The sequence below is a fragment of the Thermohalobaculum xanthum genome, from assembly GCF_016623495.1.
GTDB classification, from domain to species: Bacteria; Pseudomonadota; Alphaproteobacteria; order Rhodobacterales; family Rhodobacteraceae; genus Thermohalobaculum; species Thermohalobaculum xanthum.
This window is the reverse complement of the sequence record NZ_JAEHHL010000001.1, coordinates 1,020,222-1,044,026: the sequence shown is the minus strand read 5'-3', so window position 1 is coordinate 1,044,026 and position 23,805 is coordinate 1,020,222. Positions and strand designations below refer to the sequence as shown.

Genomic DNA, 23,805 nt, shown 5'->3' with positions numbered 1-23,805 from the left:
CTTTGCGCGTCCGCGTCGTGGCGCTTGCAACCTGCGGAGGGAGATCGTGGCGGGGTCCGCGTTCGATTTCGTCATTGTCGGCGCCGGCTCGGCCGGCTGCGTTCTGGCCGAGCGCCTGACGGCCAGTGGTCGGCATCGTGTGCTCGTGCTCGAGGCCGGTGGCAGCGACCGGCGCTTCTTCGTCCAGATGCCGCTGGGCTACGGCAAGCTGTTCTTTGATCCTGCGGTGAACTGGCTCTATCGCACCGAGGCCGACCCCGGGCTCGCCGGGCAGCGCGATCACTGGCCGCGCGGCAAGCTTCTCGGCGGCTCGAGCGCGATCAACGCCATGGTCTACATTCGCGGACACGCCTCGGACTACGAGGACTGGGAGGCCGCGGGCAATCCCGGCTGGGGCTGGGACGAGGTTCTGGCCGCCTACCGCGCGATCGAGGACAACGAGGCCGGCGGCGATGCCTGGCGCGGGCAGGGCGGGCCGCTCTTCATCTCGGCCAACCGGCGCGACCTGCATCCGCTCTGCGAGGTCTTCGTCGACGCCACCGAGGCCGCCGGCATCCCGCGCAATGCGGATTTCAACGGCGCCGAGCAGGAGGGTGTCGGCAGCTATCAGCTCACGGTCAAGGGCGGGCGGCGCAACTCGGCGGCGCGGGCCTTCCTGCGGCCGGCGATGAAGCGCGAGAACCTGACCGTCCTGACCCACGCCCAGGCGACGCGGGTGGTCTTCGAGGGCACGCGCGCGGTCGGGGTCGAGTATCGCCACCGCGGGCGCACCCATGTCGCGCGGGCCGCGCGCGAGGTGATCCTTTCGGGCGGGGCGATCAACTCGCCGCAACTGCTCATGCTGTCCGGGGTGGGGCCGGGCGCCGCACTGCGCGATCTCGGCCTGCCGGTGGTGGTGGACAACGCCAATGTCGGCGCGCATCTGAGCGACCATCAGGGCCTCAACTACACCTACCGCATGCGGGTGCCGACCTATAACGACATCCTGCGCCCGTGGTGGGGCAAGCTCGCGGTCGGCATGCGCTACCTGCTGACCGGGCGCGGGCCGCTATCGCTGTCGATCAATCATGGCGGTGGCTTCTTCCGCACCTCGCCCGATCTGCCGCGGCCCAACATGCAGCTCTACATGCAGGCGATCTCGACGCTGATCCCGCGCGAGGGCGAGCGGCCGGTGCTCACGCCCGACCCGTTTCCGGGCCTGTCGCTGGGGCTGTCGAACTGCCGGCCGACCAGTCGCGGTCGGATCTCGCTGGCCAGCGCCGACCCCTTCGCCCATCCTCGCATCGAGGCGAATGCCCTGAGCACCGAGCACGACATCGCCGAGATGCTGGCCGCGGTGAAGTTCCTGCGCCGCATCGCGGCGTGCGAGCCGCTCGCGCCCCTGATCGACGAGGAGCTGCGCCCCGGCCCGGCGGTCGTCACGGACGACGATCTGATCGCCGACATCCGGGCGCGGTCAGGCACTGTCTTTCACCCCTCCTGCACCTGCCGCATGGGCCCCGACCCCGCGACAGCCGTGGTCGGGCCGGACCTGCGCGTGCACGGTGTCGCGGGCCTTCGGGTATGCGACGCCTCGGCCTTCCCCAGCCTGATCGGCGGCAACACCAACGCGCCGGCGATGATGATGGGCTGGAAAGGCGCCGGTCTGATCCTGCGCGATACCGCGAACTGACGCGGCCGCCCGCGCGCTGCGCCGGCGCCAGCGGGTCGCCGGGGCAGGACGCTTGCCAACCGCCGGGCGCCGCGCCTAACGTGAGCGCCAGCGCAAGTGAGCGAGTGCATGGCCCGACCGGATGGACGCGGATTGCTGCTCTCGGCGGCGATCGTGTTCGCCGTCTTCGCGGCGAATGTGCTCGCCGGCGCTCTCTGGGGGCAGCCCTTCTTCCCGGACATTGCCGAGATGCTGACGCTGTTCCTGGCCTGCGGCCTCTTCGTCGCGGGCGTCCTGCGGCGCGAGGGCGCGCAATTGCGCGAAAACACGGACCAGGGGCAAAGCCCCGGCAAGGGAGGAGAGACGGCATGATCGATGACCAGGACGAACTGCGATCCGAGGAGCGGCGCAACTTTCTCAAGCTGACCGGCACGGGCGCCTTCACCGCGGCGGTGGTCGCGGGCGCGGGCGGTGTGCTTTCGTCGGGCGAGGCGGTCGCGCAGACCGCGAAGGAAGAGCGCGAGCGCGAGGCGGCGGCACAGCACGTGATGACGCTGGCCACCGAGTATCAGATCGGCACCACGCGCAGCTACCCGATGATGCAGCTCGACGTGAAGGAGAACATCCAGAACGCGACCGACGGGAAGGTCTATGTCAAGCTCGCTCCCGGCGGCCAGCTGGGCATCGGCAGCGCACTGGCGCAGAAGGTGCAGGCGGGCACGGTGCAGGCCGGGCAGTTCTCGCTGTCGAACTTCGCGCCCTACGCGCCGGCGGTCGACCTGATCAACATGCCGTATCTGTGCGGCGCCAATCAGCGCTTCGTGAACCTCGTCACCTCGGACATCTGGAAGGAGGAGGTGAACACCCGCGTCGAGGCGCGCGGCTTCCGTCCGCTGTTCTACTTCTGCATCGACCCGCGCGTGGTGGCGGTGCGCAAGGGCGGCGGCAAGCCGGTGATCACCCCGGGCGACCTTGCCGGCATCAAGTTCCGTGTGCCGGGCTCGAAGATGCTCCAGCAGTACTACCGCATGGTCGGCGCGAACCCCACGCCGGTGGCCTGGGGCGAGACGCCCTCGGCGATCAAGCAGGGCGTGGCGGATGCGCTCGACCCGGCGGTCGGGGCGCTTTATGCCTTCGGCTTCAAGGACATACTCAGCCACGTGACCTTCACCCAGGCGGTGCCCGACAGCCAGTGCTACTCGTGCAACCTCGAATGGTTCAACTCGCTCGATGGTGGCGTGCAGGAGGCGATCGACTGGGCGTCCGAGATGTCGTTCCACCAGAACCTGGCCAAGGTCCCCTCGGCCCGCACCTTCGCCATGGCCGAGATGCGCAAGTCCGGCGTCGAGTTCCACTCGCTCACCGAGGATCAGCTGGCCGAGTGGCAGGCCGCCGGCGGCTACCAGCTGAGCGACTGGGACAGCTTCAAGGTCGAACTCGCCGGGTCGATGGAGACCTTCGACAAGCTGGTCGAGGCTGCCGGCACCCGCGGGCGCTACTACGTCCACGACGCCTGAGGCCCCAAGGGTTCCGGGCGCGGTATCGCCGCGCCCGGCGCGCCATCATCCGGATACCGAGATGTTTGCAACACTCGATCGCAACATCGAGCGCTGGGCGCTCCTCATCTTCTACGTGATGCTCGTTGCCACCATGGCGATCGAGGTGCTGCGCCGCGAACTCCTCGCCTACTCGTCCGTCTGGGGCGAGGAGATCGTGCGCTACGCCTTCATCTATCTCGCCTGGATCGGCGCGGCGGCGGCGGTGCGCGAGCGCGCGCATATCCGCATCGACGTCATCTATGCCTTCATCGGCCCGCGGTCGCGGGCGGTGCTCTACATCTTCGCCGACCTCGTCATGCTCGCGGTCGCCGTGATCGCCGTCTACTGGTCCTTCGAGACGGCCAAACTGTCGTGGCGCTTCGGCTCGGTCAGCGCCGGGCTCAGGGTGTCGATGGTCTGGTTCCTGATGGCGGTGCCGATCGGATTCTCGCTGATGATCTTCCGCCTGCTGCAATCGCTGCGCCGCGACTTCCGCGATCTCGCCCGGGGCAGAACGCCCTACGAGGGCGAGAAGCTGTTCGACTGAGGCCCGCGCGATGTGGCAGCTCCACCAGGAAACCTCGCTGGGCTGGGACTTCTACGGCCCGGTGATCCTCTTTGCCGCGCTCATCGCGCTCGGCGTGCCGGTCTGGGCCGCGATCGGCCTGAGCACGGTGGCGATGCTGCTTGCATCCGACATCCTGCCGCTCTCGCTCTTCGGCGAGGCGCTGTTCGACGGCATCGACGCCTTCGCGCTGACCGCGATCCCGCTGTTCATCCTCACCGGCGACGTTCTGGTGCGCACCGGGCTCTCGCGCCGCTTTCTCGATGTGGCCGAGGCGCTGACCTCCTGGACCCGCGGCGGCTTCGGCTCGGCCACGGTGCTGGTCTGCGGCATGTTCTCGGCCATCTCGGGCTCGGACGCGGCCGGCGCGGCGGCGGTCGGCCGGATGACCATCGACCGGCTGGTCGAGAGCGGCTATCCCCGCGCCTATGCCTGCGCGCTGGTGGCCTCGGGCGCCTGCACCGGCATCCTGATCCCGCCCTCGATCGCCTACATCATCATCGGGCTTGTCCTGGGGATCTCGGCCGCCACGCTCTTCCAGGCGGCACTGATCCCGGGGATCATGATCCTCGGCGCGATCCTGGTGACCAACATCGTGATCAACCGCCGCCATGCCTACGAGGGGGGCGGCGCGATCTCGGTGCGTGAATGGCTAAGCAACGTCGGCCGCGCGCTCGCGCGGGGCTGGTATGCCTTCATCGTGCCGGGCATCATCTTCTACGGCATCTTCTCGGGCCGCCTCACGCCGACCGAGGCCGGGGCCACCGCGGTCACGGTGACGGTGGCGATGGGCTTCCTGCTGGGCACGCTGCGTCTGGCCGACTTCCCGGCGATGATGGTCGGCTCGGCCAAGGTCAGCGGCGTGATTTTGCCGATCATCGCGATGTCGCTGCCGCTGGCACAGACCATGGCGGCGCTGGGGGTGCCGCAGGGCTTCGTCTCCTCCGTCACGGGCTTCACCGATGACCCCGCGACGCTGATCCTGATGATGATCCTGATCCTCATCGCCGCGGGCTGCGTGATGGAGACGACGCCAAACATCGTCATCCTGGCGCCGATCCTCAAGCCGCTGGCCGACGAGATCGGCATGAACGAGATCCAGTTCTGCGTGATGATGATCACGGCGCTGGGCGTGGGCTTCATCACCCCGCCGCTGGGCCTCAACCTGTTCGTGGTCTCGGGTCTGACGGGCGAGTCGATCCTGCGCATCGCCTGGCGCGCCGTGCCCTTCGTGCTGACGATGCTGATCGTGACCCTTCTGATCGCCTATGTTCCCGAGGTCTCGACCGCGCTCCTGCCCGAGATCTACCGATAGGAGGCCCGCCATGCCGCGCGCGTATCTCAAGAAGGCCAGCCGGACCGCCCAGACCGGCGCCGCGGATGTGGGCGAGGCGGTGCGCGCCATCCTTTCCGCCATCGAATCCGAGGGCGAGCCCGCGGCCCGGCGTTACGCCGCCGAGTTCGACCGCTACGAGGGCAACGTCGTCGTCACACGCGACGAGATCGAGGCCGCAGCCCGCCAAGTGCCCCAGCGGCTGAAGGACGACATCCGTTTCGCCCATGACAATATCCGCCGCTTCGCCGAGGCGCAGAAGGCCTCGCTCTCGGACTTCGAGGTCGAGATCCTGCCCGGCCTCGTGGCGGGGCAGCGCAGCATCCCCTGCCGCGCGGCGGGCTGCTACGTCCCCGGCGGGCGCTACAGCCATATCGCCTCGGCCATCATGACCGTGACCACCGCCAAGGTCGCGGGCTGCGGCCACATCGCCGCCTGCTCGCCGCCGCGCCCGGGCGTGGGCATCGCGCCCGCCATCCTCTACACGGCCGATCTGTGCGGGGCCGACACGATCCTCGCGATGGGCGGCGTGCAGGGGGTGGCATCGATGGTCTACGGCCTCTTCGGCCTTCCGCAGGCCGACATCATCGTGGGCCCCGGCAACCAGTTCGTGGCCGAGGCCAAGCGCCTGCTGTTCGGCCGGGTGGGCATCGACATGATCGCGGGGCCGACCGACAGCCTGATCCTGGCCGATGCCACCGCCGACCCCGAGATCGTGGCTGCCGACCTGGTCGGCCAGGCCGAGCATGGCTACAACTCGCCCGTCTGGCTGGTGACCGACCACCGCCCGCTAGCCGAGGCCGTGCTGGCCCGCGTGCCGGCGTTGATCGCCGATCTTCCCGACCTCAACCGCCAGAACGCCGAGGCCGCCTGGCGCGACTACGCCGAGGTGATCCTCTGCGACGGGCGCGATGAGATGGCGGCGACCGCCGACGACTACGCCCCCGAGCATCTCAGCGTGCAGGCCGCCGACCCCGACTGGTGGCTGGGCCGCCTCGCCTGCTACGGCTCGCTCTTCCTGGGTGAGGAGACGACGGTGGCCTTCGGCGACAAGGCCTCGGGGCCGAACCACGTGCTGCCGACCTCGCGCTCGGCGCGCTATACGGGCGGGCTGTCGGTGCACAAGTACATGAAAGTCGTCACCTGGCAGCGCTCGACCCGCGAGGCGGCGCGCCCGGTGGCCGAGGCGACCGCCCGGATCTCGCGGCTCGAGGGGATGGAGGCGCATGCCCGCACCGCCGACATCCGCCTCGCCAAGTATTTCCCGGGCCGCAATTTCGACCTCTCCGCCGATGACTGAGGCGGCGCGCGCGGCGGATCCGCTGTTCTCGGTCGCGGGCCGCGTTGCCTGTGTCACGGGCGCGAGCAGTGGGCTTGGGCGCGCCGCGGCCTCGATGCTGGCCGCGCGCGGCGCACGCGTGGTTGGCGTGGCCCGGCGCGAGGACGCGCTGGCCGCCTGGCGCGCCGAGACGGCGGGCGAGACGGCCGCCGTCGTGGCGGATCTCGGCGCCTGCGATGATTTCGCCGCGCTCGCCGCGCGCGTCTCGGCCCCCTTCGGCCCGCCCGCGATCGTGGTGCACGCGGCCGGCGTCAACACGCGCGAGCCGGCCGACGCGGTGACGCCTCAGGGCTGGCGCAGCACGATGGCGCTCAATCTCGACGCGCCGTTCTTCCTTTCGCAGGCGCTGGTTCCGGCGATGCGCGCGGCCGGCTGGGGCCGGATCGTCAACTTCGCCTCGCTCCAGTCGCGGCGCGCCTTTCCCGGCGGCATCGCCTATGGCGCGTCGAAGGGCGGGGTCGAGCAGCTCACCCGCGCCATGGCCGAGGCCTGGTCGAAGGATGGCATCACCGCGAACGCGCTGGCGCCCGGCTTCTTCCCGACGGAGCTAACCGCGCCCGTCTTCACTGACCCCGACCGGGCCGCGCGCAACGCGGCGCAGACCTGCATCGGCCGCAATGGCGATCTGGCCGACCTCGAAGGCCCGCTCGTGTTCCTGTGCTCGGACGCGTCCGGCTATGTCACCGGCCAGGTGCTCTTCGTCGACGGGGGGTTCACCGCGAAATGAAGGCGCTCGTCTACACCGCGCCGCGCGCGCTCGACTATCGCGAGGTACCCGACGCAGCGCCGCACACGGGCGAGGTGCTGATCCGCGTCGATGCCGTCGGCATCTGCGGCTCGGACATGCACGCCTACCAGGGCCATGACGAGCGCCGGCCCGCGCCGCTAATCCTGGGCCACGAAGCCGCGGGCGTGATCGTCGGCGGCGCCGAGGCGGGGCGGCGTGTCACCGTCAACCCGCTGGTGACCTGCGGCGGCTGCCCGGCCTGCCGGGCGGGGCGCGAGAACCTGTGCCCCACGCGCCAGATCATCTCGATGCCGCCGCGCGAGGGCGCCTTTGCCGAGATGCTCGCCATGCCAACCGAGAACCTCGTCACCGTGCCCGATGGTGTGCCGCTTGGCATGGCGGCGCTGGCCGAGCCGCTTGCCTGTGGCTGGCACGCGGTCCGGCTGGGGGCGCAAGCGCTGGGCCAGCCGCTGGCCGGCACGCGCTGCGCGGTGCTTGGCGGCGGCGCGATCGGCCTTGGCGCGGCGCTCGCGGCCCTCGCACAGGGCGCGCCCGGCCCGGTGCCGGTGGCCGAGCCCAACCGCCTGCGCCACGCCGCCATCGCCTCGGCCGGGGCGCTGGCGCCGCATCTGCCGGGCGAGGGCGGCCTGGACGCGGGCGAGGCCGACCTGGTGATCGACGCCGTCGGCTACCCTGCCACGCGGGCCGAGGCCTGCCGGCTTGCGCGGCCGGGCGGCGTCATCGTGCATATCGGGCTCGGCTCGGCCGAGGGTGGCCTCGAAATCCGCCGCATGACGCTGCAGGAGATCACCTTCATCGGCACCTACACCTACACGAAGGCGGACTTCCGCGCGACCGCGGCGGCGATCTTCGAGGGCCGTCTTGGCCCGCTCGGCTGGGCCGAGGCCCGCCCCCTCTCGGCCGGCGCTGCCGCCTTTGCCGAGATCGAGGCCGGCCGCGCGGCCGCGCCCAAGATCGTGCTGATGCCGGGGCAGGGCTGACGCCATGCCCCCGCGGGCGGCTTTGATGCCGCCCGTCACGCGCCCCCGGGCGGCTTCGCAGCCGCCCTTCACGCGCCCGCGGGCGCCGCGATCAGCCCTGCGGCTGGCGGGTCTTGCGCAGGTAGGGCAGGACCGTCTCGAACGCGCCGAACTTTTCCTGCGCCTCGTCGTTCGAGACCGCGGGGGTGATGATCACGTCCTCGCCCTGCTTCCAGTTCGCGGGCGTCGCCACCTTGTGCCTGGCGGTCAGCTGGATCGAGTCGATCGCGCGCAGGATCTCGTCGAAGTTGCGCCCCGTGGTCATCGGGTACGTCAGTGACAGCTTCACCTTCTTGTCCGGTCCGATCACGAAGACCGATCGCACGGTGGCGTTGTCGGCGGGCGTGCGCCCCTCGGAGGTGCCGCTCTCGGACGCGGGCAGCATGTCGTAGAGCTTGGCGACCTTCAGCTCGGGGTCGCCGATCAGCGGGTAGTCGACCTTGCCGCCGGTGGCGGTCTCGATGTCGGCTTTCCACTTCTTGTGGCTTTCGACCGGATCGACCGAGATGCCGATGATCTTGGCGCCGCGCTTGAGGAACTCGGACTTCATCTTCGCCATCGTGCCCAACTCGGTCGTGCAGACCGGGGTGAAGTCCTTGGGGTGGCTGAACAGGACCGCGTAGCCGTCGCCGATCCACTCGTGGAAACTGATCTGGCCATCAGTCGTGTCGGCGGTGAAGTCGGGGGCGGTGTCATTAATCCGCAGGCTCATAATACAATCCCCTGTAGTGCTTATCGAGGTTCCACGGGAACGTGGTGGACCATTGCGCCGCGGTTTGCAACATGCACCCGATCACTTTCTCGGCCGCTGCCCCGCGGCACGGGGATGACGGCACCGTGGCTGGCGCCGACTGCGCCCCGGTGGCCGGGGGGCGGCGTTCCTTTCGATGCCATGGCCGGTCCGTCCGGGTGATCGCGTCGCGGCCGGCGCTTGCCCGCGCGCGCCTTGCCAGTGGCGGGAGGGGCGGATATAGGGGCGCGAACCTCATCCATCGCAGGACCTTTCCATGCCGAAGATCAACGGGAACGAAATCCGCCCGGGCAACATCATCGAACACGATGGCGGCCTCTGGATCGCCGTGCGCACCAGCCACGTCAAGCCGGGCAAGGGCGGCGCCTTCGCGCAGGTCGAGCTCAAGAACATCCGCGACGGGCGCAAGCTGAACGAGCGGTTCCGCTCCGCCGACAAGGTCGAGCGCGTCCGCCTCGAGCAGAAGGACAAGCAGTTCCTCTACGAGACCGACGGCATGCTGGTGTTCATGGACACCGAGACCTACGAGCAGACCGAGCTCCCGGCCGACATCCTCGGCGACCGCCGCCCCTTCCTGCAGGACGGCATGACCGTGGTCGTCGAGTATTATGATGAGGAGGCGCTCTCGGCCACGCTGCCCGAGAAGGTGACCTGCGAGATCGTCGAGACCGAGCCCGTGGTCAAGGGCCAGACCGCCGCCAACTCGTTCAAGCCCGCCATGCTCGACAACGGCGTGCGCGTGATGGTGCCGCCCTTCGTCGGCAGCGGCGAGAAGATCGTGGTCAACACCGAAACCTTCGAATACGTCGAGCGCGCCTGAGCGCCCGTCGAGTCCTCCGGAGAGACCTATGTCGACCGCCTCGCCCACGCTCAACGTGATGATCAAGGCTGCCCGCAAGGCGGCCCGGCGCCTCGTGCGCGACTTCGGCGAGGTCGAGAACCTCCAGGTCTCGATGAAGGGGGCGGGGGACTTCGTCTCGGCCGCCGACCGCAAGGCCGAGGAGATCATCCGCGAGGAACTCACCACTGCACGCCCCGCCTATGGCTGGGTGGGCGAGGAATCCGAGCCGGTCGAGGGCAAGGACCCGACCCGGCGCTGGATCGTCGATCCGCTGGACGGCACCACGAACTTCCTGCACGGCCTGCCGCACTGGTCGATCTCGATCGCGCTCGAGCACAAGGGCGAGATCGTCGCGGGCGTGGTCTACGACCCGGCCAAGGACGAGATGTTCGTGGCCGAGCAGGGCTCGGGCGCCTGGCTCAACGACCGTCGCATCCGCGTCTCGGCGCGGCGCGAGATGGTGGGTCTGCTGCTCGCAACCGGCGTGCCCTTCGGCTCGAAGCGCACGCTGCATCTCACGATGCGCGACTTCGCCGCGCTGATGCCGCGCTGCTCGGGCGTGCGTCGCATGGGCTCGGCGGCGCTCGATCTCGCCTATGTCGCGGCGGGTCGCTACGACGGCTTCTGGGAGCGCGAACTCCAGTCCTGGGACATGGCGGCGGGCATCCTGCTGGTGAAGGAGGCGGGCGGCCTCGTCGGCACCATCAAGCCCGGCGGCGATCCGCTCGAGACCGGTGTGATCCTCGCCACCAACGCCGAGGTGTTCGAGCCGATCCGCAAGCTGCTCGACCCCGACTGATTTTACCTCGCGTCAAGCGGACTTGATCCCGCGGCACTGGCGCGCGACTGTGCCGGACTGACACAGCGCGCGGGAGACGGATCATGCGCACATCTGCGAGAAACGCGCTCGCCTTCGGCTTCACCCTGGCCCTTGCGGCGGCCGCCTGCACGCCCGAGCCCAAGCTCGATCCCGAGACCTTCCCCGGCGGCGTCCTGCGAGTGAACTATGCGGGCGGGGCCGAGGATATCCTGCTGATGGTCAATCCCGACGGCAGCCTCGCCGGCGCCGAGGGAGCGGCGAGCGTCGACGGCTGGTCGGCGACCCGCTCGCTCGTGGCCTTCACCGCCGTGCCGGCGAAGGGCGCGCCCGAACTGGCCTTCGCGCTGCCCGCCGCCGCCTTCGGCCCCGATTACGCGGGGCAGGCCCGGGCCGCCGGCAACTGCACCGCCAATTGCACCCGCGAGGCGACCGCCTGGTGGGCGCGCGGCAAGGAGAAGCTGGCGCTGCCGAAGTGAGGGGCCTCAGCCCGGCCGGCTCTTCAGTTCGACCTCGACGAAACGCAACTCGCCCTCGCCCTTCCAGACGACGTCGTGCTCGACGCCGGCCTCGCGGTAATAGCTGACGCCGGGCTGCATCAGGAACTCGGTCCGCTGGCCGCCCGGGCCGACGATCTCGACCGGCCCGCCCGTGACCGGGGTGATGACGTAGTCGAAGCCATGCCGATGCCAGCCGGTCGCCGCGCCGGGCGCGAAGCTCCATTCGGTGACGCGGACCTGGTCGTTGTCGATGTGGATGGTTGGCACGGCTTCGGTCATCGCGACTCTCCTGCAGGCTTCATGCGGCCGGGCAGGGGTGGCGCGCGGCCACCGACTGCCCGTCATGTTGTTCTTGGAAAATTGTTTTAAATCATATGTATGAGTGGCCTTTCACGTGTGAAAGGCCACCCGGTTCACGCTCAGACCGCCAGCGCCAGCTTGGGGCTGAGGACGTCGATCTCCAGCGCCTGGCCCACGGCGAAGTTCGTGAGCTTGCCGCTGTGGGTATTGAGCCCCGCCAAAAGGTGGGGGTCGTCCCGGCAGGCGTCGCGCCAGCCCTTGTCGGCCAAAGCGATCAGGAAGGGCAGGGTCGCGTTGCCCAGCGCGATGGTCGACGAGCGCGCAACGGCGCCGGGCATGTTCGCCACGCAGTAGTGGACGATGCCGTCGACGATGTAGATCGGGTCGTCATGGGTCGTGGCGCGCGAGGTCTCGAAGCAGCCGCCCTGGTCGATCGCGACGTCCACCACCACGGCGCCGGGCTTCATCTCAGACAACTGCGCGCGGGTCACCAGCTTGGGCGCCGCGGCGCCGGCGATCAGCACGGCGCCGACCACCATGTCGGCGGTGGCCACCAGTTCCTCGGTATTGGCTTGCGACGCATAGCGGGTGCCGATCTGCCCGCCGAAGACATCGTCGAGATAGCGCAGCCGGTCGAGCGAGCGGTCGAGCACGGTGACATGCGCCCCCATTCCCGCCGCGACCCTCGCGGCGTTGGTGCCGACGACACCGCCGCCGATCACCACCACCTCGGCGGGCCCGACACCCGGCACGCCGCCCAGCAGCACGCCGCGCCCGCCGTTCGCCTTCTGCAGCGCCCAGGCGCCGACCTGCGGCGCCAGCCGTCCGGCGACCTCGGACATCGGCGCCAGCAGCGGCAGGCCGCCGCGTGCGTCCGTCACCGTCTCATAGGCGATGGCGGTCACGCCGGACGCAAGCAGGTCCTTCGTCTGTTCGGGGTCCGGCGCGAGGTGGAGATAGGTGAACAGCACCTGGCCCTCGCGCAGCTGCGCGCGCTCGGATGCCTGTGGCTCCTTCACCTTCACGACCATCTCGGCGCGGGCGAAGACCTCGGCGGCGGTGGCGACGATCTCGGCGCCCGCGGCCTGGTAGAGCTCGTCGCCGAAACCGGCCCCGGCCCCGGCGCCCGTCTCGATGATGACCTGGTGGCCGTGGACCACCGCCTCGCGCGCCGCGGCAGGCGTCATGCCCACGCGGTATTCCTGGTTCTTGATCTCTTTCGGGCAGCCGATCAGCACGGTCCCAGTCCCCCTGTCGGTTATGCTTTCTCGTCCGGCCGAGGGCCTCTCTCGACCGGGCATGAGGACCATACTGTGCGCCAAGTCCCGGCGTTAGGGCCAGCCTGTGCCAAATCGACGTGTCAGTGGCGCGTCGGCCACGCACCGGGTTGGTCTCGGGAACGTCGCACAAGCCTCTGGCGCGACGCGGAAATGCGGCTATTCTGGGCGGCGAGGGAAGCAGTGAGCATGGTTGGGGCGCGGGGAGAGCGTATGGCAGCGATCGACCACAGGGAGGTCCAGTTCTCCCGTCCGGTGCGCCAGATCTTCCTGATGCTTTCCGTGCTCGGGCTCGTCGCCGTCGCCGCCTTCTTCCTGTTTCGCGAGATCCAGCAGGTCTTCTTCGCCAATCCCTACCTGAACGGCGTGATCATCGGCATCTTCGTCATCGGCGTGATGGCGACCTTCTGGCAGGTCGGCCAGCTGATTGCCGCGATGCGCTGGGTGCGCTCGGTGCAGGCGGGATACAAGGGGATCGAGCTCACCCGCCCACCCTCGCTGATGATCGCGATGGCGCCGCTGGTGCGCGAGGGCGGCATGCAGAAGCGCATTGCCACCAGCTCGACGCGCTCGATCCTCGACTCGGTCTCGACGCGCCTCGACGAGACGCGCGACATCACGCGCTATCTCGCCAACCTGCTGATCTTCCTTGGCCTGCTCGGCACCTTCTGGGGCCTGTCCAAGACGGTGCCGGCGGTGGTCGACACCATCCGCTCGCTTGCGCCCGCGGACGGGCAGGTGTCGGACGTCTCGGTCTTCGACCGCCTGATGACGGGGCTCGAGAGCCAGCTCGGCGGCATGGGCACGGCCTTCGCCTCGTCGCTGCTGGGCCTTGCGGGCTCTCTCGTGGTCGGGATGCTCGAGCTCTTTGCCGGCCATGGTCAGAACCGGTTCTACCGCGAGCTCGAGGAATGGCTGGCCTCGTTTACGCGGCTTGGGCTGATTTCGGAGGGCGAGGGGCCCGAGGGGCCGCTCGTTGCCCTTCTCGAGCGCGTGGACGAGGGGCTGGAGAAGACCGTCGAATTCGCCGCGCGCGCCGAGGCCGCGCGCATCGAGGCCGAGAACCGGCTGGCGCGCGCTGCCGATGTTGTGGGCCAGATGGCCGAGCAGATCGAGAACGAGCGCAGCTCGGTCGCGCAGATGGTGAGCGAGATGCGCGAGGGGCGCGAGAACCAGTCGGGGCGCGACCATGCCGTGCTGACCGTCCTCAAGCGCATCGACCAGGGGCAGTCGCAGGTCGCGTCGAGCCAGGCCGGGATGGTCCAGATCCTCGACCGCGCGCTTGAAAGCCGCCGCCAGGTGCTCGACAGCGAGACGCGCCAGCACCTGCGGAACCTCGACCACCAGATGCGCCAGCTGATCGACGAGTTGGCGCTCGGCCGCCAGCAATCGGTTGACGCGATCAGGGCCGAGCTGCGGCTGCTGATCCGCCTGATCGACGAACGAACAGGCGGTCCGGGCGGAGAGGGCTGATGGCGCTCACCCGCCGCACGGGGGCTCGGTTCGAGGCCACGATCTGGCCGGGCTTCGTGGACGCGCTGACGGCGCTTCTGCTCATCCTGATGTTCGTGCTCTCGATCTTCATGATCGTGCAGTTCAGCCTGCGCGAGACCGTCACCGGCCAGACCGAGACGATCCGCACGCAGGAGGACGAGCTCACGGCCCAGGCGACGCAGATCGACCGGCTCTCGTCGCAGCTTGCGGAGCTGGCCGATGTGCTGTCGCTCGAGCGTGCGGGCCGCGAGGCGGCCGAGGCCGAGGCGGGCGAGCTGCGCTCGACCCTGACCGATGCACAGGCCGAGGCCGACCGGCTCGACGCCGCGCTCGCGGCGATGACCCGGGCGCGCGCCGAGGCCGAGGCGCGTACTCAGGAACTGACGGGCGAGCTGGCCCAGACCGTCGACGCGCGCGATGCGCTGGCCGCGTCGCTGGCCGCCGCGCGCGAGGAGATCGACGAGCAGACCGAGGCCGCGCGCCTCGCCGCGGCCAAGCGCGAAGCGATGGAGGCGCTGATCGCCGAGCTCAACGCCAGCCGCGAGCAGCAGGACGACGAGATCGCGAAGCTGCGCGGAACCGAAGCCGAGGCACAGGCAAGGCTGGCGGAAGCCCGCGAGAGCCTGACGGCCGAGGAGGAGGCCCGGGCGCTGGAGGCCGCGGCGGCCGAGGCGTTGCGGCGCAGGCTGGAAGGCTCGGAGGCCGAGCTCGATGCCATGACGCTCGCCCTCGAGAGCGCCCGCAAGGAGGCGGAAGAGACGCTCACGCTGCTCGCCGCGGCCGAGGCGGCGAAGCGCAAGCTCGAGCAGGACCAGGGCCAGACCGAGAGCGAGTTGAGCCAGGCCGAGGCGCTTCGGCGCATCGCCGAGAGCGAGCTGGCGGAGGCCGAGGAGCGGACGGCCGAGGAGGCGCGCAAGGCCGCACTTCTGAACCAGCAGGTCGGCGCGCTGCGCGATCAGCTCGGGTCGCTTCAGGCCCTGCTCGACGACGCCGCCGAGCGCGACCGCAGCCAGAAGGTGCAGATTGCCGAGCTGGGCCAGAAGCTCAACGCCGCGCTGGCGCAGAAGGTGTCCGAACTCTCGCGCTTCCGCTCGGAATTCTTCGGACGGATGCGCGAGGTGCTGGGCGGGCGAAGCGACATCAGGGTGGTGGGCGACCGCTTCGTCTTCCAGTCCGAGGTGCTCTTTGCACCCGGCTCGTCTGAACTCAATCCCGCTGGTATCGCCGAGCTCGCGAAGCTTGGCTCGGTCCTGAGCGAGGTGTCGAAGAACATCCCCGAAGGGCTCGACTGGATCCTGCGCGTTGACGGTCACACCGACTCGACGCCGGTGCGGGGCGGCGGCCCCTTCGCCAACTGGGAGCTGAGCCAGGCGCGAGCACTGTCGGTCGTGCGCTACCTCGTCGAGGAAGAAGGCGTGCCGCCCGAGCGGCTGGCGGCCACGGGTTTCGGCGAGTACCAGCCGATCGAGGAGGGCGACAGCCCGGACATCCTGGCACGCAACCGCCGGATCGAGTTCAAGTTCACCGAGCGCTGACGAACCACGCGGCCGGAGTGGGGGCGTCCTTGACCCCGATCGGTGCCGTCCCATCATTCCGGATACGCGATGCTCCGGAGGAAAGGGTGATGCACCGACTGCTCTCGTCACTGGCCCTGGCCCTGGCCCTGTCACTCGCGTTGTCGTTTCATCCAGCACGGGCCGATGATGCCGCAGCGATCCGCACAGTCATCGCGGATCAGCTCGCCGCGTTCGATCGGGGCGATCTCGAGGCCGCCTTTGCCCATGCCTCGCCCGGGATCCAGGCGCGTTTCGGTGACCCGCGCGCCTTCGGGGACATGGTGCGCAGCGGTTACCCGATGGTCTGGGACCCGGGTCGTTACGAGATGCGCGGGCTGTCGGCGACGCCGCGCGGGCAGGTCCAGACGGTCATGTTCGAGGATGCGGCAGGCATCCTTTGGGAAGCGGACTACCTCATGGAAAAGGTCGGCGGCGTCTGGCGTATCGCGGGTGTCGCGCTGCGGCGGCTGCCTGGTGTCGGCAGCTAGAGAGCCGCGCCGCCCAGGAGCGCGAGCCAGATGGTGATCGTGAAGACGCTCGCCGCGGTGCCGAGAAGCACGGTGGAAGCCGACGTCCCGATCGCCCGGTCATACATCGCCGCGAAGACGTAGCCGTTCACCCCGGTCGGCATCGCCGCGATCACGACCGAGGCGCGCACGAACTCGATCGGCAGGCCGAAGACATGAGCGCTGAGCACCCAGGCGATGAAGGGGTGCAGAAGAAGGCTGAGCGCGGCCACCATGCCCGCCTCGCCCAGCTCGGCGCGGAGGCGATAACGTGTCAGGACGCCGCCAAGTGCGAAGAGCGCGACGGGCAGCGCGGCCGCCGAAATCATGTTGATCGTCGCGGTCACGGGCTCGGGCAGCGGGACGCCTGCCAGATTCAGCGCGAAGCCCGCCGCGATGCCCAGCGTCAGCTCGTTGTGGAACATCGCGCGGGCGGTCCGTCTCAGCGCGACCCCGATGGGCGCGCCATCGCGGCGCGAGAACTCCATCGTCATGATGCCCACGAGATAGCCGAAGGGTGCATGAAAGGCGATGATCGCGAAGGCGGGTGCAAGCGCTTCCTCGCCATAGGCCCGCGTCATGATGGGGACCCCGAGGAGAACGGTGTTCGAGAACAGCGCGCAGAACCCCACGGCGACCGACTCGCCCGGCCGGCGGCCCCAGATCTTGCGCGAGAGGAAGATCCCGCCGACGAAGGCCGTGACCGCGCCGATGTAGAAAGACGCGAGGTGTTCGGGCACTAGCACCGCGCCGAGATCGAGGCGGTAGATCGCCCGGAACAACAGCACCGGCACCGCGATCCCGGTGGCGAACCGCACCAGCGCATCGATGCCCGCATCGGGAAAAATCTTGGTCCGGACGGTCGCATAGCCGGCACCGACGACCAGAAACACCGGCAGGACGATCAGGAAGAGGCTGAGAATGGCGTGCATCGGCGATGCCTCTCATGGACGCGGCCCCGGCGGAGGCAGGCGCGTGATACGCCGGGTGCGAGCGGTGCCACCGGTCGGTCAGTCGGCGGCAGGGAATTCCAGCACCAGCCCGTCATGGGCCGGGGTCACGTTGGCGGGGGTCTGGGCGTTCAGGGTCTCGTAGTCGAGATCGACATGCATGTTGGTGAGGAACGCCCGCCGCGGCGCGGCATCGGCGATCCATGCGAGCGCCGTCTCGACATTCGCGTGGCTGACATGCGGGGTGTAGCGCAGCGCGTCGGTGATCCAGGTGTCGATGCCGCGCACCACCTCCCATGCGTCGTCGGACATGGCGGAGATGTCGGGCGTGTAGGCCAGCGGGCCGATATGGAAGCCGAGGGCCTCGATCTCGCCATGCGGCACGGAAAAGGGCGCGAGCGTCAGGGTGCCGCCGGCGCCACCGATCTTGACCGGCCCCTCGATCCGGAAGAGGTCGAGGATCGCCGGGTAATTCGAGCCGGGCGGCGTCTCGAAGACATAGCCGAAGCGCTGGCGGATCGCGGCCTCGGTCCGAGCGTCCATCCATGCGGGCAGGCGCGAGCGGCGGTTGAAGACCACCATGCGCAAGTCGTCGATGCCGTGGCAGTGGTCGGCGTGGTCATGGGTGAAGACCACGGCATCGAGCAGCCCCGCGCCGGCATGCGCCAGTTGCTCGGCGATGTCGGGACCGGCATCGATCAGGACCGAGGTCTCCCCCTCGTCGGTGACGCGCTGGACCAGCAGGGCACAGCGCCGGCGCCGGTTGCGCGGATCGTTCGGGTCGCACGCACCCCAGTTCGGCCCGGCCGGGCCGATGCGCGGCACGCCCCCCGAGGACCCGCAGCCGAGCACCGTGAAACGCAGAATTGCGCTCATCAGGCCGCGGCCTCCTCGCCCGTCCGGGCGGCCTTGGTAAAGAGCCGGTCGAAATTGGCATTGGTCCGGGCCGCGAACCGGTCAAGCTCGATCCCCAGATGCTCGGCCATCGCCGCCGCGGTCCGGGCGACATAGGCCGGCTCGTTGCGCTTGCCGCGATAGGGCGGCGGGGCAAGATAGGGGGCGTCGGTCTCGACCAGCAGACGGTCGATCGGCGCGGCGGCAAAGATCTCGCGCAGCGCCCCGGACTTCGGGAAAGCCGCGATGCCCGAGACCGAGAGGTAGAAGCCGAGATCAAGCGCCGTTTGCGCCAACGACGCGCCCGACGAGAAGCAGTGCATCACGCAGGCATAGGCGCCGGCGCGGTGTTCCTCGGACAGGATCCTCGCCATGTCCTCGTCGGCATCCCTTGCGTGGATGATCAGCGGCAGGCCGGTGCGCCGCGCCGCCTCGATATGTATGCGCAGGCTTTCCTGCTGCGTCGCGGCGCTTTCGGCCGTGTAGTGATAGTCGAGCCCGCTTTCGCCGATCCCGACGAACTTCGGGTGACGCGCCAGCGCGACCAGCTCGTCAACCGTGGCCATCGGCTCGGCGGCGGCGTTCATCGGATGTGTCCCGACCGCGTAAAACACCCCGTCGAAGCGCTCGGCAATGGCGCGGATCCGCGGCTCTTCACGAAGGCGCGTGCAGATCGTCACCATCCGCGTCACCCCCGCCGCGGCTGCGCGGGCGACGACCGCGGGCAGCTCGTCGGCAAAGTCGGGGAAGTCGAGATGGCAATGGCTGTCGACCAGCCGGGGCGCTGACATCGGAAGGGCGGCTCCTCAGGCGGGGTTTCAGGCAGCCGCGCGGGCGCGGGCCAGAGTGTCGTCGAGATCGAGCAACGTATCCATGATGGTCTGCGCGGGGTCAAGGTTGACGGCGCGCGCATGGGCCGTCCGCGCCGCGAGCCGGGATGCGGCCTCGGCCCAGAGCGCGGCCTGCGCGGGGTGGCGGGCGATACGGCTGGCAAGCTGGGCCTCGCCGCGGGCAACCTCGGCGGCGGGAGTGATCCCGGCGGCGTGGCGGGCGAGCCGCCCCGCGACCACGATGATCAGGTCGAGCGCGAGCGCGTAGCGCGTCTCGGCGCCGCGTGCGCCGACCGCATCCGCCAGCGCGATGAGGGCCGTGCGGTCCACGCAGCCGCCGCCGGAGAGCGCGGCGATGACACGCTGGCAGAGTTCGAGCCCGTCGCCTTCCAGCAGGCGCAGTGCCGCGCCGACCGAGCCGCCGGCAAGCTCGGCCAGCGCGGCCTGACCGGAGGGATCGACCGGAGCACCGGCCGCTTCGAGCGCGGCGGCAAGGTCCGCGGGCGACAGCGGCGCAAGATCGAGGGTGCGGCAGCGCGACCGGATCGTCGGCAGGAGTGCCGCGGGCGAGTGTGACACGAGCAGGAAGGCGGTGCGGGCGGGCGGCTCTTCAAGCATCTTGAGGATGGCATTCTGCGCCTGCACGTTCATCTCGTCGGCCGCGTCGACGACCACTGCGCGCCATCCGCCGTCGGCCGCGCTGAGGCCGAGGAAGCGGCGCAGGTCCCGAACCTCGTCGATGCGGATCACGCTGTAGGGGCGGCTCTTGTCGTTCAGGCCGCGACGCAGCACCGCGAGCCGCGGCTCGGCGCCCGCTCGGATCCGGGTGAGGACGGGGCAGGCATCGGGCGGATCGAGGGTATCCGGCACGGAAGGTCCGATCGCGGCGTCGCCGCCGAACAGGCTGGGTCCGGCGTCGTCGGTCGGTGCGGCGATCAGAGCGCGCGCGATCCTGTACGCGAGCGTCGCCTTGCCGATCCCGCGCGGTCCGCGAAGCAGCCAGGCGTGGTGCAGCCGTCCTGCCCGCCAGACGTCGAGGAAGGCGCGCTCGGCCGGCCCCTGGCCGATCAGGTGGACGCTGTCGCGCGGGTGAGGATGGCCGGGGACCCGGTCGGGCTCGGGCAGGGTGTCGCTCATGGCGCCATGGCCCCCGCAAGACGTTCTACCCTCGCCCAGATGCGCGCGGCGACCTCGTCGGGCGCGGCATTCGCGTCGATCAGGTGGCAGCGCTCAGGTGCGGCGGCGGCGATGTCGCGAAAGGCGGCGGCCAGCCGGGACTGGAAGTCCGCTCCCTTCCGCTCGAAGCGGTCCTCGCGAGGTCCGGCCGATGCGTCAGACCGCGAGGATGCGCGCGCGAGGGCCGTGTCCGGCGCCAGTTCAAGGATCAGGGTCAGGTCAGGCTCGATGCCGATGGCAAGCGCGTGCAGACGGTCGACGAAGTCGCGGCCCGAGCCGCCGGCGAGGCCCTGATAGGCCCGCGTCGAATCCGCGAAGCGGTCGCAGATGACCACCGCACCGCGCGCGAGGCCGGGGGCGATCACGCGCTCGAGATGGTCGCGCCGCGCCGCGGTGAACAGCAGCGTTTCGGTCTCGGACGACCAGCGGCCCGGTTCGCCTTCGACAAGCAGGCGGCGGATCTCCTCGGCCCCGGGGGCGCCGCCGGGCTCGCGGGTCAGCACGACGTCGCGACCAAACGCGCGCAGACGCTCCGCAAGCAGGCGGGCCTGGGTCGATTTTCCTGTGCCGTCGATCCCCTCGAGCGTAATGAAGACGCCGCCGGACCCTTGGTCGGAACCAGCGCCGCGACCGCTGGCGGCGCGCGCTTCAGCCATCTGCGCTCGCCACCACACGGCGCATGATCAGCTTCGCCGCGGCTTCGATTCGTCTGAGGACACCGCCCTCGGCCACGCTCTTGGCCGCGACCAGCGGCACCGCCTGCGTCGGAATGTCGGGGATCGCGATCTCGATGCGGCCAACCGGCGCGCCCTGCTCGATCGGCGCCGGGACCGGGCCGTCGTAGTGCACGCTCAGGCGTGCGGCGTCGATCGAGCCCAGCGGCGCGGTGACCACGACGTCGCGAGCAGCGGTAAGCGGAACCGTCGTGTCCGCGCCGATCCAGACATCGGCTTCGGCGATCGCCTCGCCGGCGGAAAAAAGCTTGCGGGTCTCAAAGGCGCGAAATCCCCAGTTCATCAGCCGCTCGGTTTCACGCTGGCGCTGCGCGGTGTCGCCAAGCCCGCTGACGACCAGGATGAGTCGGCGCTCGCCGCGCTTGGCCGAGGCGACGAGGCCATATCCGGCCTCCTCGGTGTGACCGGTCTTGAGCCCGTCCGCACCGATCCCCGCTTCAAGCAAGGGGTTGCGGTTGCGCTGGGTGATCCCGTCCCAGGTGAACTCGGTCTCGGCGAACATCGGGTAGAACTGAGGGAAGTCCTCGATGATCCGCGTCGCCAGCAGCGCGAGGTCGTGCACGCTCATGTAGTGCTGGGGGTCCGGCCAGCCGGTCGCGTTCGCGAAATGCGAGGCGGTCAGGCCCAGTTCCGGTGCGCGCTTGTTCATCAGCGCGGCGAACCCGGCTTCCGAGCCCGCAAGTGCCTCGGCAAGCGCCACCGCGGCGTCGTTGCCGGACTGCACGATCACCCCGCGCAGGAGGTCGGCGATGCTCACCACCTCGCCTTCGCGGATGAACATCTTCGAGCCGCCGAACGAGGCCGCATGCGCCGAGGTCCGGAAGCTGTCCTGGAGTGACAGGCGCCCGGCCTCGATCGCCTCGAAGATCATGTAGAGCGTCATGAGCTTCGACATCGATGCGGGTGGCAGTGGCTCGTCCGCGTTCTTCTCGAGCAGCGTCGCGCCTGACTGCATGTCGATCAGCACCGCGGCGCGCGCGGGCGTTGTCTGGGTCTCGGCGCCCGCCGTCGCAGCGAGCCCGAAGAGCACCGCAAGTGCGGCGAGCATCGTTGTGATTGCCTTCATTGCTTGCCTCGTGGTCTGCCCTGTTGGTCGGCGGTCATCTTCCGCAACGCGCCGCTGCTGCTACGCCTCACTCTCTGATCAGGCGGGCATCGCGGATGCCGAGATCCTCAATCACTCTCAATGCCCTATCACGTTCGATCTCGTTGCCAAAGGGTCCGGCGATGACCCGGAGAAGGACCCGTCCGGACCTGTCGATCGGTTCCGCCTGAGCCTTGATGTCCGCGTCCGCGAGCTGCGCGACGAGCCGGTCGCTGTTCTCTCGCACCGCGAAGATTCCGACCTGGATGAAATTCACCGTGTCGCGCGTCGGCGTTCGGGCAGCCGGGGTGAGATCGGACGGGGCAGGGGCCGGTTCGTTCGTGGACGCCCCCTCCTCCTCGGTGTCGACAGGCGCCGCCGGGCCCCGGTCGGTTTCGGGTGCCGTCGCGCCGGCGTCCGGCCGGGCCGGCTCGGCCTCGCTGTCTGGGGCCGTAGGCCTCGCGGCGTCCTCTCGGACGGCCGGTGTCTCTGGCGTTCCTTCCTTGGCGGCAACCGAATCCTCGCTCGGGCGAGCCGCGCTGGCGGGAGGACTGACCTCGCCGGCGGGCTCGACAGCCGGCTCCTCGGTCTCCGCGCTGGCAGCACCGCGCGGCGTTTCCGTCGCGGCTGACGCCGGTTCGACCTTCGGCTGGTCTGCACCTGCTTCCGGCGTCGGCTCGGTGATGTCGGTGCCCTCGGGCGGTTCGATCTCGAGCCTCACGACGGGAGCCGACTCGACCAGCGAGGGTTCGGGCAGCGCGGGTTCGCGAAGGGCCACGATCACGATGTCCGCACTGCGGTTGACGCGCATGCCAAGCGCCTGCGCCCCCTCTGACGAGATCTGCAGCGGCACATCCGGCGCCATGCCCTCGCGCCGGAAGAGCGCGCCGTCCGCGGCGCGGCCAGTCGAAAGGTTGAAGATCCGCGCGCGCGTCGTGCGTCGTGCCGCCGGATGCGCTACCCAGATCCCCGCAATCGTGCGCGTCCCGTTCCAGCGCGCTTCACCCTGTGCCGCAAAGACGTCGGGCGCAAGCTCCAGCCGGTTGTTCAGCCGTCCGTCGAAGTCACCCGCATAGAGCGCGGGATCGACCGGGGGCAGTTCGGGGAGCTTTTCGACCTCGGGCTCGGCCTCGGCCTCCGACGCGACGGCTTCATCTGCCGAGGCGTCCGCCGGGGCGCTTGCATCGGTTGTTTGCGGATCGTCCGGCGAAGGTTCCGCCGCCGCGCCATCAGGGCGAGCGTCGCCTGCAGCCGTGGTGTTGAGGCCTTCGGCGCTCGTCTCCCCGCCATCGGTCTGCGCAGCCTCGTCAGCCGTGCCGGGCGCGCTCTCGGCTGAGGCCCCGTCCTCATCAAGGGCGATGTCGGCGGTATCCAGGGGTTCTCCTGGATCCTGTGGCGTGTCGGGCGCGGGGCTATCGGGGGCGCCGGGCGAGGGCGTGATCTCAGCCGTGGCTGTGTCGGGGGCATCCGGCCGGTCTGCTGCCTTTGCCAGAAAGGCGTCGGTCGCCTGGTCGATCTCCGATGCGGGTTCGCCACGGGCCGAGTCCGGGATCGCCTGGCCGGACGTCTGCTCCCCTTGCCCGGTGCCCGTCGGCGCCTCGCAAGCCGTCAGTCCCGATGCGAGAAGTACAAAGAACAGCCGCCGCATCGCGCCCGCCGACCCAGCCGTTCCAAAGCTCATCTCAGTTTTTCCCGAGGCCTGCCTGCCTGCCGCCAAGCAGTCTATCCAAGGGTGCCATGCATGGGAAGAACGGCCATCGGCGCCGCACCCCTTGCCGAGGTGTGCGCCCCCGGGTTAACTGCGCTCCGCGTCAGGAAGGGTGGCAGAGTGGTCGATTGCGGCGGTCTTGAAAACCGTTGAACCGCGAGGTTCCGTGGGTTCGAATCCCACCCCTTCCGCCA

At 69.8% G+C, this 23,805-nt stretch carries 24 protein-coding genes and 1 tRNA gene; 15 read left to right on the top strand and 10 right to left on the bottom strand.

From position 1 onward, the window contains the following. Positions 1 to 46: 46 nt before the first annotated feature. The 8 genes from H0I76_RS04910 (at position 47) to H0I76_RS04875 (ending at position 8,154) form a co-directional block, all read left to right on the top strand. The gene (locus H0I76_RS04910; protein WP_200607683.1) at positions 47 to 1,672 is read left to right on the top strand and encodes a GMC family oxidoreductase; all 1,626 of its coding nucleotides are present in this window, start codon (positions 47 to 49) and stop codon (positions 1,670 to 1,672) included. 108 nt (positions 1,673 to 1,780) lie between these two features. Next, complete coding sequence (locus H0I76_RS04905; RefSeq protein WP_200607681.1) at positions 1,781 to 2,023, top strand: hypothetical protein; 243 nt, start codon at positions 1,781 to 1,783, stop codon at positions 2,021 to 2,023. Further along, entirely contained in the window at positions 2,020 to 3,168 is a 1,149-nt protein-coding gene (locus tag H0I76_RS04900) for a TRAP transporter substrate-binding protein (RefSeq protein WP_200607679.1), read from the top strand. The genes H0I76_RS04905 and H0I76_RS04900 overlap by 4 nt, the downstream gene beginning before the upstream one ends. Positions 3,169 to 3,229: 61 nt before the next feature. Next, positions 3,230 to 3,736 (top strand): TRAP transporter small permease, encoded by a 507-nt coding sequence (locus H0I76_RS04895; RefSeq protein WP_200607677.1) that lies wholly within the window; start codon positions 3,230 to 3,232, stop codon positions 3,734 to 3,736. A gap of 10 nt (positions 3,737 to 3,746) precedes the next feature. Then, the gene (locus H0I76_RS04890) at positions 3,747 to 5,069 is read left to right on the top strand and encodes a TRAP transporter large permease (RefSeq protein WP_200607674.1); all 1,323 of its coding nucleotides are present in this window, start codon (positions 3,747 to 3,749) and stop codon (positions 5,067 to 5,069) included. 10 nt (positions 5,070 to 5,079) lie between these two features. Continuing rightward, positions 5,080 to 6,387 (top strand): histidinol dehydrogenase, encoded by a 1,308-nt coding sequence (gene hisD, locus H0I76_RS04885; protein WP_200607672.1) that lies wholly within the window; start codon positions 5,080 to 5,082, stop codon positions 6,385 to 6,387. Then, the gene (locus tag H0I76_RS04880) at positions 6,380 to 7,153 is read left to right on the top strand and encodes an SDR family NAD(P)-dependent oxidoreductase (RefSeq protein ID WP_200607669.1); all 774 of its coding nucleotides are present in this window, start codon (positions 6,380 to 6,382) and stop codon (positions 7,151 to 7,153) included. Before hisD ends, H0I76_RS04880 begins: the two co-directional genes overlap by 8 nt. Continuing rightward, positions 7,150 to 8,154 (top strand): zinc-dependent alcohol dehydrogenase, encoded by a 1,005-nt coding sequence (locus H0I76_RS04875; protein WP_200607667.1) that lies wholly within the window; start codon positions 7,150 to 7,152, stop codon positions 8,152 to 8,154. Before H0I76_RS04880 ends, H0I76_RS04875 begins: the two co-directional genes overlap by 4 nt. Positions 8,155 to 8,245: 91 nt before the next feature. Here the strand turns inward: H0I76_RS04875 and H0I76_RS04870 are convergent, their stop codons facing one another. Further along, positions 8,246 to 8,905: a peroxiredoxin gene (locus H0I76_RS04870; RefSeq protein WP_200607665.1), complete on the bottom strand. Its 660-nt coding sequence runs from the start codon at positions 8,903 to 8,905 to the stop codon at positions 8,246 to 8,248. Positions 8,906 to 9,200: 295 nt separating this feature from the next. Here H0I76_RS04870 and efp point away from each other — a divergent pair, with 295 nt between their 5' ends. The 3 genes from efp (at position 9,201) to H0I76_RS04855 (ending at position 11,081) form a co-directional block, all read left to right on the top strand. Then, positions 9,201 to 9,764, top strand: a complete 564-nt coding sequence (gene efp, locus H0I76_RS04865) for an elongation factor P (RefSeq protein ID WP_200607663.1) — start codon at positions 9,201 to 9,203, stop codon at positions 9,762 to 9,764. 28 nt (positions 9,765 to 9,792) lie between these two features. Continuing rightward, positions 9,793 to 10,584: an inositol monophosphatase family protein gene (locus tag H0I76_RS04860; protein WP_200607661.1), complete on the top strand. Its 792-nt coding sequence runs from the start codon at positions 9,793 to 9,795 to the stop codon at positions 10,582 to 10,584. Between the two features lie 83 nt (positions 10,585 to 10,667). Further along, positions 10,668 to 11,081 (top strand): hypothetical protein, encoded by a 414-nt coding sequence (locus H0I76_RS04855; protein WP_200607659.1) that lies wholly within the window; start codon positions 10,668 to 10,670, stop codon positions 11,079 to 11,081. A 6-nt stretch (positions 11,082 to 11,087) separates the two neighbouring features. On the opposite strand, the gene H0I76_RS04850 is transcribed toward H0I76_RS04855, so the two are convergent. Further along, on the bottom strand, positions 11,088 to 11,381 hold the full coding sequence (locus H0I76_RS04850; RefSeq protein ID WP_200607657.1) for a cupin domain-containing protein: 294 nt from the start codon (positions 11,379 to 11,381) through the stop codon (positions 11,088 to 11,090). A gap of 140 nt (positions 11,382 to 11,521) precedes the next feature. Continuing rightward, positions 11,522 to 12,640, bottom strand: coding sequence for an alanine dehydrogenase (gene ald, locus H0I76_RS04845; protein ID WP_200607655.1), 1,119 nt, complete (start codon positions 12,638 to 12,640; stop codon positions 11,522 to 11,524). Positions 12,641 to 12,892: 252 nt separating this feature from the next. On the opposite strand from ald, the gene H0I76_RS04840 reads away from it, so the two are divergent. From H0I76_RS04840 to H0I76_RS04830, 3 genes are all read left to right on the top strand, one after another. Continuing rightward, positions 12,893 to 14,152, top strand: a complete 1,260-nt coding sequence (locus H0I76_RS04840; RefSeq protein WP_200607653.1) for a biopolymer transporter ExbB — start codon at positions 12,893 to 12,895, stop codon at positions 14,150 to 14,152. Further along, positions 14,152 to 15,708 (top strand): peptidoglycan -binding protein, encoded by a 1,557-nt coding sequence (locus H0I76_RS04835; RefSeq protein WP_200607651.1) that lies wholly within the window; start codon positions 14,152 to 14,154, stop codon positions 15,706 to 15,708. Before H0I76_RS04840 ends, H0I76_RS04835 begins: the two co-directional genes overlap by 1 nt. Positions 15,709 to 15,797: 89 nt before the next feature. Next, the gene (locus tag H0I76_RS04830; protein ID WP_200607649.1) at positions 15,798 to 16,217 is read left to right on the top strand and encodes a DUF4864 domain-containing protein; all 420 of its coding nucleotides are present in this window, start codon (positions 15,798 to 15,800) and stop codon (positions 16,215 to 16,217) included. On the opposite strand, the gene H0I76_RS04825 is transcribed toward H0I76_RS04830, so the two are convergent. The 7 genes from H0I76_RS04825 to H0I76_RS04795 form a co-directional block, all read right to left on the bottom strand. Next, the gene (locus H0I76_RS04825) at positions 16,214 to 17,167 is read right to left on the bottom strand and encodes an AEC family transporter (protein WP_234455078.1); all 954 of its coding nucleotides are present in this window, start codon (positions 17,165 to 17,167) and stop codon (positions 16,214 to 16,216) included. The genes H0I76_RS04830 and H0I76_RS04825 overlap by 4 nt on opposite strands. Before the next feature lie 78 nt (positions 17,168 to 17,245). Then, positions 17,246 to 18,061: an MBL fold metallo-hydrolase gene (locus H0I76_RS04820; RefSeq protein WP_200607646.1), complete on the bottom strand. Its 816-nt coding sequence runs from the start codon at positions 18,059 to 18,061 to the stop codon at positions 17,246 to 17,248. Beyond that, complete coding sequence (locus tag H0I76_RS04815) at positions 18,061 to 18,870, bottom strand: TatD family hydrolase (protein WP_200607644.1); 810 nt, start codon at positions 18,868 to 18,870, stop codon at positions 18,061 to 18,063. Before H0I76_RS04815 ends, H0I76_RS04820 begins: the two co-directional genes overlap by 1 nt. A gap of 27 nt (positions 18,871 to 18,897) precedes the next feature. After that, complete coding sequence (locus H0I76_RS04810; RefSeq protein ID WP_200607642.1) at positions 18,898 to 20,046, bottom strand: DNA polymerase III subunit delta'; 1,149 nt, start codon at positions 20,044 to 20,046, stop codon at positions 18,898 to 18,900. After that, on the bottom strand, positions 20,043 to 20,741 hold the full coding sequence (gene tmk, locus H0I76_RS04805; RefSeq protein WP_200607640.1) for a dTMP kinase: 699 nt from the start codon (positions 20,739 to 20,741) through the stop codon (positions 20,043 to 20,045). Before tmk ends, H0I76_RS04810 begins: the two co-directional genes overlap by 4 nt. Then, on the bottom strand, positions 20,734 to 21,885 hold the full coding sequence (locus H0I76_RS04800) for a D-alanyl-D-alanine carboxypeptidase family protein (RefSeq protein WP_200607638.1): 1,152 nt from the start codon (positions 21,883 to 21,885) through the stop codon (positions 20,734 to 20,736). The genes tmk and H0I76_RS04800 overlap by 8 nt, the downstream gene beginning before the upstream one ends. A 67-nt stretch (positions 21,886 to 21,952) precedes the next feature. Continuing rightward, positions 21,953 to 23,584 (bottom strand): SPOR domain-containing protein, encoded by a 1,632-nt coding sequence (locus tag H0I76_RS04795; protein WP_200607636.1) that lies wholly within the window; start codon positions 23,582 to 23,584, stop codon positions 21,953 to 21,955. 133 nt (positions 23,585 to 23,717) lie between these two features. On the opposite strand from H0I76_RS04795, the gene H0I76_RS04790 reads away from it, so the two are divergent. Then, positions 23,718 to 23,805: transfer RNA gene (locus H0I76_RS04790), tRNA-Ser, on the top strand.

Bases quoted from the DNA above. Each gene is read 5' to 3' on its own strand.
- H0I76_RS04905 (WP_200607681.1), top strand. From the start codon at position 1,781: ATGGCCCGACCGGATGGACGCGGATTGCTGCTCTCGGCGGCGATCGTG.
- H0I76_RS04900 (WP_200607679.1), top strand. From the start codon at position 2,020: ATGATCGATGACCAGGACGAACTGCGATCCGAGGAGCGGCGCAACTTT.
- H0I76_RS04895 (WP_200607677.1), top strand. From the start codon at position 3,230: ATGTTTGCAACACTCGATCGCAACATCGAGCGCTGGGCGCTCCTCATC.
- H0I76_RS04890 (WP_200607674.1), top strand. From the start codon at position 3,747: ATGTGGCAGCTCCACCAGGAAACCTCGCTGGGCTGGGACTTCTACGGC.
- hisD (WP_200607672.1), top strand. From the start codon at position 5,080: ATGCCGCGCGCGTATCTCAAGAAGGCCAGCCGGACCGCCCAGACCGGC.
- H0I76_RS04880 (WP_200607669.1), top strand. From the start codon at position 6,380: ATGACTGAGGCGGCGCGCGCGGCGGATCCGCTGTTCTCGGTCGCGGGC.
- H0I76_RS04875 (WP_200607667.1), top strand. From the start codon at position 7,150: ATGAAGGCGCTCGTCTACACCGCGCCGCGCGCGCTCGACTATCGCGAG.
- H0I76_RS04870 (WP_200607665.1), bottom strand. From the start codon at position 8,905: ATGAGCCTGCGGATTAATGACACCGCCCCCGACTTCACCGCCGACACG.
- efp (WP_200607663.1), top strand. From the start codon at position 9,201: ATGCCGAAGATCAACGGGAACGAAATCCGCCCGGGCAACATCATCGAA.
- H0I76_RS04860 (WP_200607661.1), top strand. From the start codon at position 9,793: ATGTCGACCGCCTCGCCCACGCTCAACGTGATGATCAAGGCTGCCCGC.
- H0I76_RS04855 (WP_200607659.1), top strand. From the start codon at position 10,668: ATGCGCACATCTGCGAGAAACGCGCTCGCCTTCGGCTTCACCCTGGCC.
- H0I76_RS04850 (WP_200607657.1), bottom strand. From the start codon at position 11,381: ATGACCGAAGCCGTGCCAACCATCCACATCGACAACGACCAGGTCCGC.
- H0I76_RS04840 (WP_200607653.1), top strand. From the start codon at position 12,893: ATGGCAGCGATCGACCACAGGGAGGTCCAGTTCTCCCGTCCGGTGCGC.
- H0I76_RS04835 (WP_200607651.1), top strand. From the start codon at position 14,152: ATGGCGCTCACCCGCCGCACGGGGGCTCGGTTCGAGGCCACGATCTGG.
- H0I76_RS04830 (WP_200607649.1), top strand. From the start codon at position 15,798: ATGCACCGACTGCTCTCGTCACTGGCCCTGGCCCTGGCCCTGTCACTC.
- H0I76_RS04825 (WP_234455078.1), bottom strand. From the start codon at position 17,167: ATGCACGCCATTCTCAGCCTCTTCCTGATCGTCCTGCCGGTGTTTCTG.
- H0I76_RS04820 (WP_200607646.1), bottom strand. From the start codon at position 18,061: ATGAGCGCAATTCTGCGTTTCACGGTGCTCGGCTGCGGGTCCTCGGGG.
- H0I76_RS04815 (WP_200607644.1), bottom strand. From the start codon at position 18,870: ATGTCAGCGCCCCGGCTGGTCGACAGCCATTGCCATCTCGACTTCCCC.
- H0I76_RS04810 (WP_200607642.1), bottom strand. From the start codon at position 20,046: ATGAGCGACACCCTGCCCGAGCCCGACCGGGTCCCCGGCCATCCTCAC.
- tmk (WP_200607640.1), bottom strand. From the start codon at position 20,741: ATGGCTGAAGCGCGCGCCGCCAGCGGTCGCGGCGCTGGTTCCGACCAA.
- H0I76_RS04800 (WP_200607638.1), bottom strand. From the start codon at position 21,885: ATGAAGGCAATCACAACGATGCTCGCCGCACTTGCGGTGCTCTTCGGG.
- H0I76_RS04795 (WP_200607636.1), bottom strand. From the start codon at position 23,584: ATGAGCTTTGGAACGGCTGGGTCGGCGGGCGCGATGCGGCGGCTGTTC.